At 75.5% G+C, this 19,265-nt stretch carries 14 protein-coding genes; 5 read left to right on the forward strand and 9 right to left on the reverse strand.

The features are described from left to right. Nucleotides 1-71: 71 nt before the first annotated feature. From ACN9MS_RS13090 to lepA, 5 genes are all read right to left on the reverse strand, one after another. On the reverse strand, nt 72-1,196 hold the full coding sequence (locus ACN9MS_RS13090; protein ID WP_426308982.1) for a hypothetical protein: 1,125 nt from the start codon (nt 1,194-1,196) through the stop codon (nt 72-74). A gap of 119 nt (nt 1,197-1,315) precedes the next feature. After that, nucleotides 1,316-2,425 carry a hypothetical protein gene (locus tag ACN9MS_RS13095; RefSeq protein ID WP_426308983.1) on the reverse strand — a complete coding sequence of 370 codons (1,110 nt, stop codon included), beginning with the start codon at nt 2,423-2,425 and terminating at the stop codon, nt 1,316-1,318. A 206-nt stretch (nt 2,426-2,631) separates the two neighbouring features. Next, complete coding sequence (locus ACN9MS_RS13100) at nt 2,632-4,713, reverse strand: acyltransferase family protein (RefSeq protein ID WP_426308984.1); 2,082 nt, start codon at nt 4,711-4,713, stop codon at nt 2,632-2,634. A 41-nt stretch (nt 4,714-4,754) separates the two neighbouring features. Continuing rightward, nucleotides 4,755-6,119, reverse strand: coding sequence for a radical SAM family heme chaperone HemW (gene hemW / locus ACN9MS_RS13105; RefSeq protein ID WP_426308985.1), 1,365 nt, complete (start codon nt 6,117-6,119; stop codon nt 4,755-4,757). Continuing rightward, nucleotides 6,116-8,008 carry a translation elongation factor 4 gene (gene lepA / locus ACN9MS_RS13110; protein WP_426308986.1) on the reverse strand — a complete coding sequence of 631 codons (1,893 nt, stop codon included), beginning with the start codon at nt 8,006-8,008 and terminating at the stop codon, nt 6,116-6,118. The genes hemW and lepA overlap by 4 nt, the downstream gene beginning before the upstream one ends. A gap of 200 nt (nt 8,009-8,208) precedes the next feature. Here lepA and ACN9MS_RS13115 point away from each other — a divergent pair, with 200 nt between their 5' ends. The 4 genes from ACN9MS_RS13115 (at nt 8,209) to rpsT (ending at nt 10,792) form a co-directional block, all read left to right on the forward strand. Further along, on the forward strand, nt 8,209-8,787 hold the full coding sequence (locus ACN9MS_RS13115; RefSeq protein WP_426308987.1) for a type 1 glutamine amidotransferase domain-containing protein: 579 nt from the start codon (nt 8,209-8,211) through the stop codon (nt 8,785-8,787). A 79-nt stretch (nt 8,788-8,866) separates the two neighbouring features. Then, nucleotides 8,867-9,571 (forward strand): maleylpyruvate isomerase family mycothiol-dependent enzyme, encoded by a 705-nt coding sequence (locus tag ACN9MS_RS13120; protein ID WP_426308988.1) that lies wholly within the window; start codon nt 8,867-8,869, stop codon nt 9,569-9,571. 77 nt (nt 9,572-9,648) lie between these two features. Beyond that, entirely contained in the window at nt 9,649-10,287 is a 639-nt protein-coding gene (locus tag ACN9MS_RS13125) for a type II toxin-antitoxin system PemK/MazF family toxin (RefSeq protein ID WP_426308989.1), read from the forward strand. Between the two features lie 244 nt (nt 10,288-10,531). Beyond that, nucleotides 10,532-10,792: a 30S ribosomal protein S20 gene (gene rpsT / locus ACN9MS_RS13130; protein ID WP_047232984.1), complete on the forward strand. Its 261-nt coding sequence runs from the start codon at nt 10,532-10,534 to the stop codon at nt 10,790-10,792. 231 nt (nt 10,793-11,023) lie between these two features. Here the strand turns inward: rpsT and holA are convergent, their stop codons facing one another. From holA to ACN9MS_RS13150, 4 genes are all read right to left on the reverse strand, one after another. Then, nucleotides 11,024-12,034: a DNA polymerase III subunit delta gene (gene holA / locus ACN9MS_RS13135; RefSeq protein ID WP_426308990.1), complete on the reverse strand. Its 1,011-nt coding sequence runs from the start codon at nt 12,032-12,034 to the stop codon at nt 11,024-11,026. Nucleotides 12,035-12,196: 162 nt separating this feature from the next. After that, nucleotides 12,197-14,896: a ComEC/Rec2 family competence protein gene (locus ACN9MS_RS13140; protein WP_426308991.1), complete on the reverse strand. Its 2,700-nt coding sequence runs from the start codon at nt 14,894-14,896 to the stop codon at nt 12,197-12,199. Continuing rightward, a complete protein-coding gene (locus ACN9MS_RS13145) occupies nt 14,893-15,795 on the reverse strand; it encodes a ComEA family DNA-binding protein (protein WP_426308992.1) in 903 nt (300 codons plus the stop codon). The genes ACN9MS_RS13140 and ACN9MS_RS13145 overlap by 4 nt, the downstream gene beginning before the upstream one ends. A gap of 522 nt (nt 15,796-16,317) precedes the next feature. Next, the gene (locus tag ACN9MS_RS13150; RefSeq protein ID WP_426308993.1) at nt 16,318-17,199 is read right to left on the reverse strand and encodes a DegV family protein; all 882 of its coding nucleotides are present in this window, start codon (nt 17,197-17,199) and stop codon (nt 16,318-16,320) included. 84 nt (nt 17,200-17,283) lie between these two features. Here ACN9MS_RS13150 and ACN9MS_RS13155 point away from each other — a divergent pair, with 84 nt between their 5' ends. Further along, a complete protein-coding gene (locus ACN9MS_RS13155) occupies nt 17,284-19,215 on the forward strand; it encodes a helicase HerA-like domain-containing protein (RefSeq protein WP_426308994.1) in 1,932 nt (643 codons plus the stop codon). The last annotated feature ends 50 nt before the right edge of the window (nt 19,216-19,265 follow it).

Genomic DNA, 19,265 nt, shown 5'->3' on the forward strand with positions numbered 1-19,265 from the left:
CCCGGACGCACCGCGCCCCGGCACCGACGGGCGGCACCGGGGCGCGGTGGACGGGCGACGACGACCGGCCGTCAGGCGGCGGGCACGCCCCCGGTGAGGCGGCGGTAGGCGAAACCGACGGCCACGTAGCTCAGCGGGATCGTGACGAACAGGCCGAGGCCGCACGGGATCGCGCCGAGGATGTTGATGCCGAAGAGCGCGAGCAGCAGCAGGAACACCTGGCCGAAGTTCTTGGCCACGAGCGAGAAGCTCGTCCGGACCGCCGTGATCGCGTCGACGCCCTGGTCGAGCGCGACGTAGTAGACGAACGCGGAGAAGAGCAGCACCGCAAGCCCGGGCAGGACGCACAGGATGAGCCCGACGCCTGTGAGGATGCCGACGATCAGCGCCGCGAGCAGCACGTTGACGACGTTGCCGATCCGGAAGAACGCCGCGACGTCCGGGCGGCGACCGTCCACCTCGTCGAGCGCGCCGCGCGTGAAGATCGCCGTGACGAGGTAGCTGATGACGGTGCCGACGATCCCGAGCAGGACGCTCGCGAACGTGACGCCCGTGACCGCGGCGAAGCTGGTGTCCGTGTAGTCGAACTGGTCCTGGAACCGGTCGAACCCGCCCGTGATGAGGTTCCACGCCACGTTGACCGCGATGAAGATGAGCGCGACGAGGATCCACGGACCGAGGTTCGAGGTGACCTTGCGCCAGCCGTAGGAGATCGCCTCACCCACCGCGAACGCCGGCCCGGTGTACCCGGGCTGGGCGCCGTAGCCGCCCGCCGCCTGCGGGTACGTACCCGGCGGCGGAGGATAGGCGCCGGACGGGGGCGGGTAGGCGCCCGGCGGCGGGGTGGTCGGGCCCGGGGCCGTGGGGTCGCCCGGCGCGCCCGCAGGTGCGCCGTAGGCGCCGGGCGCACCGTACGCGGGCGGGCCCGACGGCGGGGCGGCCGGGTCCTGCGGTGCACCCCAGGCCGGCGGACCCGACGGCGGCGCGGCCGGGTCCTGCGGCGTCGTCCCGCCCGGACCGTACGGCGAGGCCGGCGGAGCGTCGGCGTCGGGGGTCGTGGGTGGTGGGCCTGCGGGCTGGTCCGGGGTCGGACCGGCGGGCGGTTCTGCGGGCTGCTGCGGGGTGCCGGAACCGTCCGTCGGCGTCGGCTCGTCGTCGCGGGGCGGCTGGCCGCCCGGGTTCGTGGGGTCCGTCATCATGCACCTCGTTCCTCGTCGTCACGTGCTGCGGGCAGCACGCGTCCTCGACGTGCTCGGTCCTATCCTGGCTGCTCAGAGGCCTGGGCGCGCGGCGAGCACCGCGGCGCCCACCCTCGTCAGACGGGCTGCTCGGCGTTCAGGCGTCGGTACACGTACGCCGTCGCGATCTGGGCGACCGGCAGCGCGACGAGGAGGCCGACGTAGCACAGGAGCGTCCCGACGAGCTGCGCGAGGTACACGCCGAGGAACAGCAGCACGACCGTGCCGAGGTTCCTGCTCACGACCGTGAAGCTCGCCTTGAACGCGTCGAAGACGCCGAGCTTCTTGTCGATGACGTAGAACAGCGTGAACTGGGCGAAGAACACGAACACGATCGGTCCCACGATCGTGATGGCCAGCACGCCCGTCGCGAGCCCGATGAGGAGGGCGGCGAGGATCACGGTGCCGAGGTTCGGGTACCGGAAGAAGTCCGCGTACTCGAGCTTCTTGCCCCGGGTGACCAGGAGCGACACGTTGACCACCGCGGCCTGCACGAGGAAGCCGAGCACGACGAAGACCGCGACGAACAGGAACGTGCCGAACCCGAACGCGAACCCGCCCGCCGTGCTGACCTCGCCGGTGACCGGGTCGACGGTCGTCTGCGCCGTCCCGACGAGGATCGCCCAGAACGCGACCGACAGGCCGGCGAGCACGGCGACGTACGTGAGGACGCCGCCGAGGATGACCCCGACGTTCTGCGTGAACCTGTTCCAGCCGTAGGAGAACGCGTCCTGCACCTGGACCGTCTGCCCCGGGTACCCCGGCTGCCCGTACGGCGCGGCCGGCGGCGGGTAGCCGGGCTGCCCGCCGTACGGCGGCTGCCCCGGCGGCTGCTGGCCGTACTGCTGCGCGGGCGGCGGCCCCGCAGGCGGCGGGTACGCACCGGCCGGCGCAGCGCCGTACGGCTGACCGGGAGGCGGCCCGGCCGGGGGCGGGTACGCACCCGCGGGGGGAGCGCCGTAGGGCGGGGCCGCGGGCTGCGCGGGGCCGGGCGGCATCTGCGGGGCGGGCGGGCTCTGGGGTGCGGGAGGTTCTTGCGGCGCCGGCGGCTCCTGGGCGGTGGGCTCCTGGGGCGGGACCGACGGCTCGGCCGCCGCGTACGGGTTCTCGGACGCCGGGGCGTCGTCGGACGGGAGCTGCGGCTCGTTCTCGTCGCGCGGCGGGCCGCCGGCGGTGCTCTCGCTCATGGGTCTCCTCGGACGGTCGACGGGGCCGCGGTGAACCGCCGCCACGCACCGGATGTGGACGTCGTGTGTCGGTCGCACATTTCGCTGTCGCCGTACAGCCTCTCGGGATTCCGCCGACGACGCTAGGGGAAACGCCGGGCGGAACGGCCGGGGGGCAGAAGTCACCCGGCGCCCCCCACGGGCGAGACCGCACGACGTGCGCAGGGTCAGCTCGTCGCGGAGCCCAGCGCCGCCGCGCGGGTCAGGCCGTCGACGACGACCGCCGTGTACGTCGTCCCGCCGGCGTCCGTGGGGTGCACGCCGTCCGGGCCGAGCACGGACGGGTCCGCGGCCACCGCGGCCGCCCAGTCCGCGACGACCACGCCGGGGTGCCGGCCCGCGGCGGCGACGATCTCGGCGTTGGTTCCCGGGACCCATGGCCGGTCGGCGTACCCGGTGACGAGCACGACGCGGTGGTCGGGTCCGATCGCCGCGAGCAGCTCGTCCATCGCCGCGGCGCTCGCGGTGCTGTTCGTCCCGAGGGAGACGACGACGTAGGGCCGCAGCGCGCCCGCGTCGCGCGCGGCGGCGAGCGCGGCCGGTCCGTCCTTGACCTGGCGCGAGACCGCGCCGTCGACGTAGGCGCCCGGGAGCGCGGACATGAGCGCGGGCGCGCTCGCGAGCGTCACCGAGTCGCCGACGACGGTGACCCGGTCCCCCGTCGGTGCGGCGACCGGCGCTCCCGGTGCCTCGTCGGCCCCGGGCCCAGGGTCCGGTGCGGGCGAGGCGGCGGGTTCCGGCCCGGCTCCGTCAGCCGGTGCCGCCCCCTCCGGGGCGTCCGCCTCCGGAGCGGCCTCCGCCGGGGCGTCCGACGCGGGCTGCGTCGCCCGCGCGGCCTGCTCCCCCGCCGCGATCTGCTGCTCGACGCTCGTCGTGGCGGGTGCCGTGACGACCCCGGCGGCGGAGAGGCCGACGACGAGCGCGGACGACGCCGCGAGCGCCCAGCCCCGGCGGGTGAGGACCCGCGGCCCGGCCTCGTCGGACGTCGGCTGGAGCCGGTGCGCGAGGTCGCGGGCCGCGCCGCGCAGCCCGCGCCGCAGGACGGGCCGCTCGACGTACCGGAAGGAGAGCGCCGCCGCGACGACCGTCACGGCGAGCGTCACGACCACGACCACCGGGTGCACCGTTCCCGGCGGCACGGGACCGACCACGGTCCCGAGCGAGGCCGCAGCGAGCACGAGCACCGGCCAGTGCCACAGGTAGAGCCCGTAGGAACGCCGTCCGACCCAGCCGAGCGGGCCGCGGTCGAGCTGCGTGCCGACACCCGGCAGGCACACGACGGCGTTGAGCACCGCGGTCGCGGCGACGGCGCACACGAGCAGCCCGCCGCGGTAGGCGAGGGCGTCGTCCCAGCGCATCGTCGCGACCGCGACCCCGAGCACGACCGCGCCCGCCACCCCGGCGGCGAGGACGGCGAGCCGGCCGCGCGGCGTGCGCACGCGCGGCCCGCCCGGCAGGAGGACGTGCGCGTCGGCGCTCGACCGGGCGTCGCCGTCGGGCCGCTGGACGGGGCGCACGTGCCAGAACGCGAGCGCCGCCCCGGCCATGAGCGCGAAGAGGTGGGTGTCGGTACCGACGTAGACGCGCGTCGGGTCGGTGCCGGGCGCGTAGAGCAGCGCCATGAGGGCCGCGGACGCCAGCCCCAGACCGGCGACGATCCACGGCGCCCGGCGGCGCAGGGGCCGCACGACGCACAGGAGCACGACGGCGAGCGGCCACAGGAGGTAGAACTGCTCCTCGACCGCGAGCGACCAGAGGTTGCCGAAGAGGTGCGGGAGCAGGGCTCCCGAGTAGGTGGCGCCGCTCGCGACGTCGACCCAGTTGCTCGTGAACGTCGCGGCGCCGAGCAGCTGGGGGCCGATCCCGACGAGGACGTCGCCGCCGACGACCGCCGCGACCGCCGTGCACACCGCCACGACCAGCCCGAGCGCGGGCAGCAGGCGACGCGCCCGGCGCGCCCAGAAGGACCGCAGCCCCACGTGCTGCCGGTCGCGGTGCTCGCGCACGAGCAGCGTCGTGATGAGGAAGCCGGAGAGCACGAAGAAGACGTCGACCCCGACGTACCCGCCCGGGAAGGTGGCGGGGGCGAGGTGGAACGCCACCACGACCCCCACGGCGAGCGCCCGCAGGCCGTCCAGCCCCGGCATGCGCCGGTACCGCACGGTCGGGCGGCCCGGCCGGCGGCCCGACGACGGGGCGCGCACGTGCCCGACGACACGAGGCGTCTCGAGCGTCGGGCGGCCGACCACCGCAGGGGTCGTCCCGGGTCGAGATGCCTCGTGGGTCGTCGTCACTCGTCCGTGATCTCCCGTACCACCGTGTCTGCCAGCAACCGTCCTCGCAGGGTGAGCACCGCACGTCCCGCGATCGCCGCGCGGCCGTCGAGGAGCCCGTTCGCGACGAGCCCGGCGACGGCGCGCCGTCCGGCCGGGGACAGGACCGCGAGGTCGAGACCCCCGTGCAGCCGCACGCCGAGCATGGCCTGCTCGAGCCGGCCCTCGTCCCGCGTGAGGAGCTCACGCCCTGCGGCGGGGCTCGTGCCCGCCTCGAGCAGCGCCGCGTAGCGGCGCGGGTGCTTCACGTTCCACCATCGCACGCCGACCCGCGGGTCCTGGACCGACGCGCCCGTGTCGTCGGTCACGGTCGTCGGGTCCGTCGCCGGACCGGTCGTCGCGTGCGCGAGGCCGGCCGACGGCGCCGCGACGTACGAGTGCGCACCGGGCCCGATCCCCCACCAGTCGTCGCCCCGCCAGTACGCGAGGTTGTGGCGGCAGCGGTCGTCGTCCGTGCGTGCCCAGTTGCTCACCTCGTACCAGGTCAGCCCGGCCTCGGTGAGGAGCTCGTCGGCGAGCTCGTACTTCGTGGCCTGGTCGTCCTCGCTCGGCAGCGCCACCTCGCCGCGGCGCACCTGGGCGGCCATCTTGGTGCCCGCCTCGACGACGAGGGCGTAGGCCGACACGTGGTCGACACCCGTCGCGAGGGCGGCGCCCAGGCTCGCCCGCCAGTCGTCCAGGCTCTCGCCCGGCGTGCCGTAGATGAGGTCGAGCGAGACCTGGAGGCCCGCGTCGCGCGCCCAGCGCACGACGTCGGGGATGCGTCGCGGGTCGTGCGTGCGCTCGAGGGTCGCGAGCACGTGCGGGACGGCGGACTGCATGCCGAACGAGACGCGCGTGAACCCGGCCTCCGCGAGCTCCGCGAGGGACTCCGGCGTCACCGAGTCGGGGTTGGCCTCGGTCGTCACCTCGGCGTCGGGCGCGAGGCCCCACGCGTCGCGCACGCCGTGGAGCAGGCGGGCGAGGTCGCCGGCGGGCAGCAGCGTGGGCGTCCCGCCGCCGACGAACACGGTCGACACCGGCCGCTCGGGCAGGCCGGCGTCGCGCAGGACGCGGGCCGCGAGGTCGATCTCGCGCAGCGCCGTGCTCGCGTACGACGCCTGGCTCGCGCCCCCGCCGAGCTCGGAGGCCGTGTAGGTGTTGAAGTCGCAGTACCCGCACCGGACCGAGCAGAACGGGACGTGCAGGTAGACGCCGAACCCGCGCGGCGCCGTCGGGCCCGCCGCACCCCCGCCGTCCACGCCCGCCCCGCCCGACGCGACCCACGCGGGGAGCGAGCCGTCGGGCGGGACCGGCTCGCCGTCAGGCAGGGCCGGGCTCACTTCTTCGACTTGTCCTTGGTGTCCTTGCCGCCCGCGGCGTCAGAGGAGAGCGCGGCGATGAAGGCGTCCTTCGGGACCTCGACGGACCCGATGTTCTTCATGCGCTTCTTGCCCTCCTTCTGCTTCTCGAGCAGCTTGCGCTTGCGGCTGATGTCGCCGCCGTAGCACTTGGCGAGGACGTCCTTGCGCATCGCGCGCACGGTCTCGCGCGCGATGACGCGCGCACCCACGGCCGCCTGGATCGGCACCTCGAACTGCTGGCGCGGGATGATCTCCTTGAGCTTGGCGGTCATCATCACGCCGTAGTCGTACGCCTTGTCCTTGTGCACGATCGCGCTGAACGCGTCGACCTGCTCGCCCTGGAGCAGGATGTCGACCTTGACGAGGTCCGCGACCTGGTCGCCCGAGGGCTCGTAGTCGAGCGACGCGTACCCGCGCGTGCGGGACTTGAGCTGGTCGAAGAAGTCGAACACGATCTCGGCGAGCGGCAGCGTGAAGCGCAGCTCGACGCGGTCCTCGGACAGGTAGTCCATGCCGAGCATCTGGCCGCGGCGGTCGTTGCACAGACCCATGACGGTGCCGACGAACTCGCTCGGCGCGAGGATCGTGGCGCGCACGACGGGCTCGCTGACCTGCTTGATCTTGCCGCCCGGGAACTCCGACGGATTCGTCACCTTGACGAGCGTGCCGTCCTCGAGCGTCACGTCGTAGACGACGTTCGGCGCGGTCGAGATGAGGTCGAGGTCGAACTCGCGCTCGAGCCGCTCGCGCACGATCTCCAGGTGCAGCAGGCCGAGGAACCCGACGCGGAAGCCGAAGCCGAGCGCGACCGAGGTCTCCGGCTCGTAGTTGAGCGCGGCGTCGTTGAGCTTGAGCTTGTCGAGCGCGTCGCGCAGCACCGGGTAGTCGGTGCCGTCGATCGGGTACAGGCCCGAGAAGACCATCGGCTTGGGGTCGGAGTAGCCGCCGAGCGCCTCCGCCGCGGGCTTCGCGGAGTTCGTCACCGTGTCGCCGACCTTGGACTGGCGCACGTCCTTCACGCCCGTGATGAGGTAGCCGACCTCGCCGACGCCCAGTCCCCTCGTGACGATCGGCTCGGGCGAGATGACGCCGATCTCGAGCAGCTCATGGGTCGCGCGCGTCGACATCATGAGGATGCGCTCGCGCGGGTTGAGGTTCCCGTCGATGACGCGCACGTAGGTCACGACGCCGCGGTAGGTGTCGTAGACGGAGTCGAAGATCATCGCGCGCGCCGGGGCGTCGGCGTCGCCCACGGGGGCGGGGACGCGCTCGACGATGCGGTCGAGGAGCGCCTCGACGCCCGCGCCCGTCTTGCCCGAGACCTTGAGCACGTCGTCCGGGTCGCCGCCCACGAGGTTCGCGAGCTCCTCCGCGTACTTCTCGGGCTGCGCCGCCGGGAGGTCGATCTTGTTGAGCACGGGGATGATCTCGAGCTCGTTCTCCATCGCGAGGTACAGGTTCGCGAGGGTCTGCGCCTCGATGCCCTGCGCCGCGTCGACGAGCAGCACGGCGCCCTCGCACGCGGCGAGCGAGCGGGAGACCTCGTACGTGAAGTCGACGTGGCCCGGGGTGTCGATCATGTTCAGCGCGTGCGGGGTCTCGACCCCGTCCTCGACGACCGCCCACGGCATGCGGACGGCCTGCGACTTGATCGTGATGCCGCGCTCGCGCTCGATGTCCATGCGGTCGAGGTACTGGGCGCGCATGGCGCGCGGCTCGACGACACCGGTGAGCTGCAGCATGCGGTCGGCCAGGGTCGACTTGCCGTGGTCGATGTGCGCGATGATGCAGAAGTTCCGGATCAGCTCGGGCGGCGTGGCCGCGGGCTGGATGCGGGTGCTCAGCTGGGCGCTGGGGATCGGGGACAACGCGGGTGCGCTCCTGGGAGTGGCGTGCGGGTCGGGCCGCGCGCTCGGGGGCGGCGCGCCGACGGTCGCTCTCGGGCGGGCGGGAACGTCCATTGTCCCACGTCCGGCGTCGCGCACCCGCCCGCCCTGCGGGGCGCCGCGCACCGACCTAGCGTGGAGGTCCCGGCGGCACCGGCCGCCCGGTGACGAGAGGAGCGCTCATGGCCCAGGACACCGCGCACCGGACCTCCGGCCGCCCCGGCGGCCGTCGCGTGCTGGCGATCGTGACGAACTACGGCGTCGAGCAGGACGAGCTCGTGGTCCCGCTCGAGCACCTGCGCGGCGAAGGGGTGGAGGTCGACGTCGCGGCCGTGTCGGCCGACGACGTGCAGACCCTCGTGGACGACAAGGACACCGGCCGCACCGTCACCCCGACGCTCACGCACGCCGACGCCGACCCCGCCGAGTACGACCTGCTGCTCGTGCCCGGCGGCACGATCAACGCCGACGCGCTGCGCCTCCAGGACGCCGCCGTGAGCCTCGTGCGCGCGTTCACGACCGCGGGCAAGCCCGTCGCGGCGATCTGCCACGGCCCCTGGGCGCTCGTCGAGGCGGCGGCCGTCGAGGGCAAGACCCTCACGAGCTACCCGTCGCTCGAGACCGACGTGCTCAACGCGGGCGGCGCCTGGGTCGACCGTCCCGTCGTGCGGGACGACGACGGCTACACGCTCGTCACGTCGCGCAACCCCGGCGACCTCGACGACTTCCTGCGCGAGGTGGACGCCGTCCTCGCCGGCTGAGCGGTCCGACGGAGGGTTCGTACGGCCGAGACCCGCGTCGGCACTGACGCCGCCCGTCCGCCGCGGGCATACTCCCGCCATGGACGACGCCCTCGACCACCTCGCGCTGCTGTCCCGCCTCCAGGACGCGTTCCTCGCCGGGATCCGCGACGCCGACCCGGGCACGCCGGTCCCGGCGTGCGCCGGGTGGCGGGTCCGCGACCTGGTCGAGCACGTCGGGAGCGTCCACCACTGGGCGGCCGCGCAGGCTCGGCGCCAGCAGGAGACGCCGCTCGGGCCCGGCCCGTTCGACCTCGCTCCGTTCTACGCCGAGCACGCGGCGGAGCTGCGCGCGACGCTCGCCGCGCTCGACCCGGACGCCGCGGCATGGACGCTCCTCGCACCGGACGACCCGGCCTCGACGGTGCGCTTCTGGCACCGCCGGCAGACGCACGAGGCGCTCGTGCACCTGCACGACCTGCGCGCCGCCGGCGGCTCCGCGGTGGACGACGTCGAGCCCGTGGTCTGGGCGGACACCGTGGACGAGGTCGTCACGGTCATGGCGCCTCGCCAGGTCCGCCTCGGCCGAGCGGGGCCGCTCGCCGTGCCCGTCGCGCTGCGAGCCACCGACGCCGGACGGTCGTGGGTGCTCGGCGACGGTGCGCCGGCAGCGACGGCGTCAGCACCCGCGCGCGAGCTCGCGCTCCTGCTGTGGGGACGGCTCGCACCTGCCGCGGCCGGCGTGGTCGTGGACGGCGACGCCGACGCGCTGGCCGCCGCGCTCGCCGCGCACCTCACGCCCTGACCGCCCTGACCGCCCTGACCGCCCTGACCGCCCTGACCGCCCTGACCACGGTGAGGCACGCCCGGTAGGGTGCGCGCGTGGCACGCAACCGATGGCTGGGACTACTCACCGACGCGGCTCGCGCCGTCGTCTCCGGGCTCACGCGCTCGTCGCAGGGCTCGCAGGGCGGCACGGGCACCGCGGCGACGCGCGCGCCAGGGAGGGAGCGGAAGCCGTCGGGCCGGACGCCGTCCCCGCGCCCGGGTCCACGCCCGACGGCCCCTGCCCGGCCCGGTGCACCGGCGCGGTCGGGAGCGGGCGGCGGGCGGCCCGGCGCGTACCCCGGCGACTACGAGGGTCGCGTGCGCGCGCAGTACGCGCCGCGGCTCGACGGCGACCCGGACCCCGGGGAGATCGTCTGGACCTGGGTGCCCTTCGAGGAGAACTTCTCGCAGGGCAAGGACCGGCCCGTCCTGCTCGTCGGGTCCGACGGCGACTGGCTGCTGGGCGTCATGCTCACGAGCAAGGACCACTCGCGCGACGCGCGCGACGAGGCCCGGTGGGGTCGCTACTGGCTCGACATCGGGTCGGGCCCGTGGGACGCCCAGGGCCGCGACAGCGAGGTCCGGCTGGACCGTGTGCTCCGCGTCGACCCCGGCGCGGTGCGGCGCGAGGGCGCCGTGGTGCGGCGCGACGTCTTCGACCGCGTGGTGGCGGGCATCTCGCAGCACCGCTGACCCCGCGGACCGGGAGCCCGACAGGGGAGGCGACGCGGCGACCTCGTGGCGTCGTCCGGCGGGAACACCTGCGGATTGGAGTTCGGGGCACGACCGCTGGTAGTCTTGGTGGTCGCGTGTCCGCCCAGGTCGGCGGGCACAGCCCCAGCACCTCTCCACGGGTTCCCCACCCCAGTCCCGGAGCTGGAGCCGCCCTCTACGACCTATCCGCTCGCTCCGGCGAACAGAACCAGAGAGTCCACACGTGGCAAACATCAAGTCCCAGATCAAGCGCATCCGTACGAACGAGAAGGCTCGCCTGCGCAACAAGGCGGTCAAGTCCGAGCTCAAGACGTACGTGCGCCGCGTGCGCGAGGCCGTCGCCGCGGGCGACAAGGACGCGGCGAGCACCGCGCTCCAGGCTGCGTCGCGCAAGCTCGACAAGGCCGTCTCGAAGGGCGTCATCCACGCGAACCAGGCCGCGAACCGCAAGTCGGCCATCGCGAAGGCCGTCAACGCTCTCTGAGCGCACGGTTCGCCCGCGCTGACGTGACACGCTGAACGTCACGACGGCCGCACAGGCTTCCCACGGAGGGGCGCCGACCCGCACGGGTCGGCGCCCCTCCGTGCGTGCGCGTGCGAGAGCCCGGCTCGTGCGAGGGAGAGCTCCAGGCTGTCGAGAGCCGTGCCGAGGAAGTACGGGACGGTGGATGTCGCCCCGGGGCCGGCGCTGACGGAACTTCAGCCGCTCGGCCTCTCAGCGACCGTGGGCGCGGGCGATGGTGAGGACGGCCCGCTCGACGGCGAACACCGGGTCCCTCCCCGCGCCCTTGACCTCGGCGTCGGCCTGCGCGACGGCGCTGATCGCCGTCGCGAGCCCTTCCGGCGTCCACCCCGCGAGCTCGCGGCGTGCGCGGTCGACCTGCCAGGGGGCGAGTCCGAGGTCCTTGGCGGCGATGCCGCCGCGGCCGCGCATCGCGCCGACCTTCGCGAGCGCGCGCAGCTTCATCGCGAGCGCGGCGACGAGCGGCACCGGGTCGGCACCGGTCGCGAGCGCGTGGCGCAGGAGCGCGACGGCCTCCCCCGCGTTCCCGGCGACGGCCGCGTCCGCGACGCGGAAGCCGGTCGCCTCGACCCGGCCGCCGTAGTAGCGGTCCACGACGGCCTCGCTGACGGTGCCGTCCGTGTCGGTGACGAGCTGGCTGCACGCGGCGGCGAGCTCGCGGAGATCGTTGCCGACCGCCTCGACGAGCGCACGCACCCCCGACGCGTCGATGCGACGGCGAGCACGGCGGAACTCGGCGGTGACGAACGCGGTCTTGTCGGAGTCCTTCTTGATCGCCTCGACCGCGACGACCGGCGCGCCGCTCGCCTTGATCGCGTCGAGCATGCGCTTGCCGCGCACGCCGCCCCCGTGCACGACGACGACGGTCGTCTCCGGGTCGGCCGTCGGGACGTAGTCCACGACGTCGGCGACGAGCGCGTCGGTCGCCGCCTCCGTCCCCTCGATCACCACGACCTTGGCCTCACCGAACAGCGACGGGCTCGCAGCGACCGTGAGCATGCCCGCCTGGTAGGTCGCCCCCTCCATCGTGACCTTCTCGACCTCCGGGTCCCGCTCGCGCGCGAGCCCGACGATCGCGTCCACGGCGCGCTCGGCAAGGAGCGACTCGGGTCCCTGCACCAGCACGACCGGCGCGATCCGGACGTCGTCCCACGCGAGCGACGGGCCGGCGGACGGGCGGGCTGTACGGGTCGGCGCGGGCATGGCACCAGCCTCCCACGAGCCACCCACCGCGCGATAACGCCGGCACGTCCTGACGCACCTGGCTCGCCGGACCCCGGCTCCCACGGCCCCCCGGGATCCCCTGGCTCCGTCCGCCCCCGGTACGGGCGGCATGCTTCCCGTGGCCGGGACGCTCCGGCCGCGTCAGCCGCAGCCTGCGGCGGCAAGGACGTCGTCACGCACGACGAGCGCGAACGTCCCGCAGGTGTCCGTCCGCAGTACCGTCGCGCCGACGCCCCGGTAGAGGTCGAGGGCCCGGTCGGTCGGGTGCCCGTAGGTGTTCTCCCCCGAGCTGACGAGCGCGACCGTCGGGGAGAGCAGCTCGGCGAGGCGGTCGGACTGCGTCGCCGAGCCGTGGTGCGCGACCTTGACGACGTCGACCGGGCCGGAGCCGCGCCGCGCGAGGGTCCGGGCGAGCGCCGCCTGGCCGGCGTCCTCCAGGTCGCCGAGCGCGACGACGTCCATCCCCGCCACGTGCAGGAGGAGCGCCACGCTCGCGTCGTTCGCACCGCCGTCGGACTCCGCGCCGGCGGTAGGTGCCGTGCTCGGGCGCGCGGCGCTCGACGGCGCGCCGCCCACGCCGGCCTGGAGCACCTCCCACCGCACACCGCCGGCGCCGGGGTCTCCGGTCGCGCCGGCGTCGTGACGACCGTCCACGTCGTCGATGCCGCCCGAGCTGCCGGTGGCGCCCGGCTGTGCGACCTGGACCGGGACGCCCGCGTCCGTGAGTGCGGCGAGCGTGCGCTCGGCCTGCTCCGGAGGATCGGCCGTCTCGGTCACGAGGGCGCGCACGACCGTGCGGCCCCGCAGCACGGCGTCGAGACCGCCCACGTGGTCGGCGTGGAAGTGGCTGAGGACGAGGAGGTCGACCCGGTCGACGCCGAGCCGGGCGAGGCAGTCGCCCGCCGCGGCTCCCGGTGGCCCCACGTCCACGACCACCGCCGACCGGGGCCCGGAGCGCAGCACGAGGGCGTCGCCCTGCCCGACGTCGCACGCGACCACGGCCCAGTCCTGCGGCACCGGACCGGCCGTCACGACGAGCGGGCGCACGAGCACGACGACGAGCACCACCAGGCCCACGGCCGCGAACGCACCGGCCACGACCTGTCCCGGGGACCGGCGCGGCTTCCTCGGCGTGCCGGGCCAGCCGCCGTCTCGGCGACCGCGGGACCACCGGCGCCGGGTGTCCCGGACCGCCCGGGCGACTCGGTCGCGCAGGGGCGGCGACGACGCTCGCCGGACGGCGCGCCGCTCTCCGGCCTCGCGCAGCGCGCGCGAGCGGAGCACGACGGCGAGCAGCACGACGGTCCCGAGCGCGAGCAGGACCAGCCCACCGACGCCTCCCGGCCAGGGAAGCCGCGCGCCGGGGAGACCCGCGAACGCCTCCGCGACGCCGGCTATCCACCCGGTGAAGATCCCGGCGGCCCACCCGAGCGCCGTCGCCGCGCCGGGCCACCACGGCGCGACCAGGGTGGCGAGGACGCCCAGGACGGTCGCGGGACCGAGCGCCGGGGCGGCGAGCAGGTTGGCAGGGACGGACCAGGTGCTCACGCTCGGGTCGAGCAGGACGAGCACCGGGGCGCACGCGGCCTGGGCGGCGACGGGCACCGCGACCACGTGCGCGACGGTCCGCCCGCACCACGGCGCCATCCGGCGGGCGAGAGGCGTCGTGAGGAGCGCGAGCCCGGCCGTCGCCGCGACCGAGAGCACGAAGCCGTACGAGCGGGCGAGACCGGGGTCGAGGACGAGCAGCACGACCACCCCGGCCGCGAGGGCGGCCACCGCGCGCGACGGCCTGCCGAGCGCGATGCCGACCACCCCGACGGCGCCCATCGCGGCCGCCCGCAGCACGCTGGCCTCCGGGTGGACGAGCACGACGAAGCCCACCATGGCCGCACCCGTGACCACCACGCGCGCCCAGCGGGGCGCACGGGCGAGGACGCACAGCCCGGCCACGCAGGCCACGACGATCGCGAAGTGCCCGCCGGACACGGCGGTGACGTGCGTGAGCGACGTCGTCCGCATCGCCTCGTCGAGCAGGGGGTCGAGCCGTGAGGTGTCGCCGACCGCCACGCCCGGGACGAGCCCGCGCGCCTGCGGGCTCAGGCCCTCGGTCGCGTCGAGGAGCCCGCGGCGCATCGCGTGCACGCCGCGCAGGAACGCGCCCGGTGGCTCGACGACCCGCGGCGGGCCCTCCGTCCGGAGCATCGTCCGGTCGCCCTGGACGACGAGCCGGCCCGTCGCCACGACGGACGCCCCGTACGGGAGGTCCTCCCACCCGTCGCCGGTCCCGGTGACGACGACGGTGCCCGCCGACGCGGTCGTCACGCCACGCGCAGTGAGGTCGTGCAGGGAGACGCGTACCTCGTGGCGGTCGGTGGCGCCCGACCACGGGTTCGACCGCGGCACGACGGCGGAGCGCACGGTCGCGGTGACCGTCGCCGTCGCACCCTGGCCGGCCAGCTCGGCGAGCGACTGCCGGTCGACGAGCTGCGCGCCCGCGGACAGGAGCACCGCCGCCACGCACGCGACCACCAGGGCGACCTGTCCCAGCACACGTCCGGTCGGGCCCGTCCGGTCGGGCCAGCCCGGGCCCGACGGGCGTCGTCGGTCTCCCGGCCCCGACGGCACGCGCGCGGCGCCCGGAGACGTGGCGGTTCCCGGGCCTGCCGCCGTCCCGCGACGGGCTCGTCGCGCGCCGAGCAGCACCCCGCCGAGCACGACGCCCAGCAGCACGACCGTGAGCGACGCACCGCGCAGGACCGCCACCGGTTCCGCGCCCGCCGCGAGGAACGCCGTCCCCCAGGCCGCGAGCGCCGCCGGGACGAGCCGCAGGTCGGTCACACGCGGACGAGGTCGCGCACGTCCGCGAGGACGGCGGGCCCGATCCCGCTCACCTCGCCGAGCTCGTCGACCGTCGTGAACGGACCGTTCTCCTCCCGCCACGCGACGATGCGCTCGGCGAGCACGGGCCCGATCCCGGGCAGCGCGTCGAGCGCCGCGGCGTCGGCCGCGTTGAGGTCCACCGCTCCGCCCGCGGTGGACCCGGCCGCAGGGGGTGCCGACCCCGCGGCGGGCACCGCCTCGCCGGGTCGTGGGACGACGATCTGCTCGCCGTCCGTCACGGTCCGGGCGAGGTTCAGCGCGGCGAGGTCGGCCTCAGCGGTCGCCCCACCGGCCGCCTCGAGCGCGTCCGCGACCCGGGCGTCGGCGGGGACGGTCACGAGGCCCGGCGTGGCGACCTGACCCACGACGTGCACGACCACCCCGGCCGACGGCGCTCCCTCGGCCTCGGTGCCCGCTCCCCCGACGTCGGCTCCGGCCGGCTCCGCAGCCCCGCGGTCGGTCGTCGCGCCGGCGCCCGCCACGGTGACGGACTCCGCGTCCGGTCCCGTCGCCGGACCGCCGGCCGTCGTCGCGTCGAGCGGCGCGACCGGAGTGACCCCTCCGGCCGGGGACCGCAGCAGCACGACCCCGGCCGCGAGGAGGAGCACGACCACCAGGGCGGCCACCGCCGTCCGGGGCCGCAGAGCCCACCGACGGCGCCCCTCCTCGTCGAGCCCGGCGAACCCCGCGTGCGACGTGGGGTGCCCGTACGTCGCGGTGTACGCCGTCGTCGCGGTGCGGGCTGCGCGGGACCGCAGGTGGTCGACCGCCACGTCGCCCGGACTCGCGGGGCGGGCGAGCCCGGCGTCGTCCGTCCCGGCGTCCCCCGCGACGGCCGCGCGCCCGCTCTCGTCCACGTCGGGACGCGGCGGGAGCCAACCCGTGGCCGTGTCGGCCGACTCCCGCGCACGACCGCGTCCGCGGCGATCACCCCCCTCGGGCTCGGGCGGCGGCTCTCCCCGGACTCCGGTCGCCTCTCCGCCGGGTGCGGATGCCGCGCCGTCGTCCACGGGACCGAGCGCCGGCGTCCCCAGAACGCCCGGCCACGGACCGACGTCGGGCGCGGCGTCGGGGTCGGCCGGTGGTCCGACCAGCGGCAGGGTCGCGGTCGCCGGGTGCCAGGTGAGCGCTGGACGCCCCGTCCCGGTCACCGCGCGCAGACGCTGCCGGACGACCGCTCCCTCCCGGACGGGGTCACGGGCGGGACGGGCGTGCTGACGCGGCTCGGGTCGTGGGGTGCTCACGTCGCGCACCGTACGGAGGTCTGGCAGGGCGGGGCCTGGGCGCCGGGCGCACCTGTGGACGAGACCGTCCGCGAGCGGTGCTGTGCACGGCCAGGACCAGCGGGGCCCTCCCGTGGGTGGCCGGGGCGACGGGGCTCAGTGCGCGGTCGAGCGGCCCTCGACGCCTGAGCCGCGGTCCGCGAGCTCCGCGACGACGACCGCGAGCACACCCGGTCCGACGTGCGCCCCGAGCACCGCGCTCACCGGGGTCACCACGACGTCCAGACCCGTGCGAGCGGTCAGCTCGGACGCGAGCCGGTGCGCGCCGACATCGTCCCCCACGTGATGGACCGCGAGCGCCGGCCGCGTGCGACGCGCGGCGGACTCGACCGCGACCGTCGTCAGGCGCTCGACCGCCGCGGCCTTGGTCCGGACCTTCTGCACGACCTCGATCTTCCCGTCCCGGACCGCCAGCAGCGGCCGCACGCCGAGCACCGTCCCCAGTGCCGCCGACGCCGCGCTGAGTCGGCCGCCACGACGGAGATGGTCGAGAGAGTCGACGAGGAACACGGCGCGGCTCGCGTCGGCGACCTCGATCGCGCGCCGCGCGACGACGTCGGTGCCCTCCCCCGCCGCCGCGGCCCGGGCGGCGGCCTGTGCCGCGAAGCCCAGCCCCATCGCGACGGTCCGGGAGTCCACGACCCGCACCGGGACCGGTGCGTCCGCCGCGGCGAGCGCGGCCGCGTGCACCGTGCCCGACAGCTCGCCCGAGAGGTGGACGGAGACGATCTCCCGCGCCCCCGCGGCGGCGGCCGCGGCGTACGCCTCGGCAAAGGCACGCGGCGTCGGCTGCGAGGTCGTGACACGACGACCGGCCTGGAGGTGCGCCGCCACGTCCTCGGCGGTGAGTCCCACTCCTTCGAGCGAGGACACGTCGTCGACGATCACGTGCAGCGGGACGGAGCGGAGCCGCTCGTCGGGGACGAGCGGGAGGGACGCCGTCGAGTCGGTGACGACGTGCACGCGGTGGTCGGTCATGGCCGCGCCACCTTACGGCGCGCGCGGGCCGTCGCGCATCCCGGCCCGGCTGCGCCCGCGCGGTGCCGCCCCTACGATCCGAGCATGGCCGACGACGCCGCACAGTCCCCGACCGAGCTCGCCGCCCTGCGCGCGGCTGCCGCGCAGGCCGCCGCGGAGGCCGCCGAGGCCAAGGCCGTCGCCGCGCAGGCGGCCCTGGAGGCCGCGGAGGCGGCAGCACGGACGGACGCCGCTCCCGGGACCGCTGACTCTGCCGAGGCCGCTGACAGCACCGAGGCGAGCGGCTCGCGTGAGGAGGCGGCGCCGTCGGGCACCGAGCCGAGCGCGGAGGCGGGCGAGCCCGCGGAGGAGGCTGCGCCGTCGGGCGCCGGGCAGACCGAGGGCTACGCCGCCGAGGTCGCGGCCGGCTACGCGTACCGGGGCGCCACGCTCGCGCTCGGCGCGCTGCTCGAGGGCGAGGCGGGCTCCGACCCGACGCCGCGCGCCGACGTGCAGGTGGGGTTCGCCCTGAGCATGCTCAACCGGCACGGGCTCGTCGCAGGCGCGACCGGGACCGGCAAGACGAAGACGCTCCAGGGCATGGCGGAGGGACTGTCGACCGCGGGCGTGCCCGTGTTCCTCGCGGACGTCAAGGGCGACCTGTCCGGGCTCGCCGTACCCGGCGAGTCGAACGAGAAGATCGTGGAGCGCTCGGCGTCGATCGGGCAGACCTGGAGCCCGACGACCTTCCCCGTCGAGTTCTACTCGCTCGGCGGGCTCGGGGCCGGTGTGCCGATCCGCACGACCGTCACGGACTTCGGACCGCTCCTGCTCTCCAAGGTCCTCGGGCTCAACGAGACGCAGGAGTCGAGCCTCGGGCTGATCTTCCACTGGGCCGACTCCCAGGGGCTCGCGCTGCTCGACCTCAAGGACCTCCAGTCGACGATCGCCTACCTCACGTCGGACGAGGGCAAGGCGGAGCTCAAGGGCATCGGCGGGGTGTCCAGCGCGACGGCGGGCGTCATCCTGCGCGAGATCGTCGCTCTCCAGGCGCAGGGCGCGGACGTGTTCTTCGGCGAGCCGGCGTTCGCGACGTCGGAGCTGCTGCGGGTGGCACCCGACGGGCGGGGCGTGATCTCGGCGCTCGAGCTCCCCGCGGTGCAGGACCGGCCGGCGCTGTTCTCGACCTTTCTCATGTGGCTGCTCGCCGACCTGTTCCAGGAGCTGCCCGAGGTCGGGGACGCGGAGAAGCCGAAGCTCGTGTTCTTCTTCGACGAGGCGCACCTGCTGTTCACGGGCGCGTCGAAGGAGTTCCTCCAGCAGGTCGTGCAGACGGTGCGGCTCGTGCGGTCGAAGGGCGTCGGCGTGTTCTTCGTGACGCAGAGCCCCAAGGACGTCCCCGCGGACGTGCTCGCGCAGCTCGGCAACCGGGTCCAGCACGCGCTGCGCGCCTTCACGCCCGACGACGCCGCGGCCCTGCGAGCGGCCGTGCGCACCTATCCGACCTCGCCGTACGACCTCGAACGCCTGCTCCAGTCGCTCGGCACGGGTGAGGCCGTCGTCACGGTCCTCACGGAGAAGGGCGCGCCGACCCCGGTGGCCTGGACCCGCGTGCGGGCGCCGCAGTCGTCGATGGAGCCGGCGCCCGCGCCCGTGCTCGACGGGATCGTCGCGGCGTCGCCGGGGTTCGCGCGCTACGGGACGGCGGTCGACAACGAGTCCGCGTTCGAGCTGCTCCAGGTGCGCGTGCAGGAGCAGGCGGCCGCGCGGGCTGCGGCTGCGGCCGCCGAGGCCGAGGCGGTGGCCCAGGAGAAGGCGGCGAAGGAGGCCGCCAAGGAGGCCGAGCGCGCGGCCAAGAAGGAGCAGGCCGAGCTCGAGAAGATGCGCGCGAAGCTCGAGCGCGACGCGGCGAAGAGCCGCTCGGGGTCGGGCGGGTCGTCGCGGTCGTCGAGCCCGCTCGACTCGTTCCTCCGCTCGGCCGGCACCCAGCTCGGCCGCGAGCTCACCCGCACCATCTTCGGCACCCGCCGCCGCTGACCCTGACCTTGACCCGCTGAGTGCATGAAATAGTCGCGTCCGGGGCCTGG

Origin of the sequence: Cellulosimicrobium sp. E-16 (assembly GCF_049913115.1) — a bacterium.
Lineage (GTDB): Bacteria > Actinomycetota > Actinomycetes > Actinomycetales > Cellulomonadaceae > Cellulosimicrobium.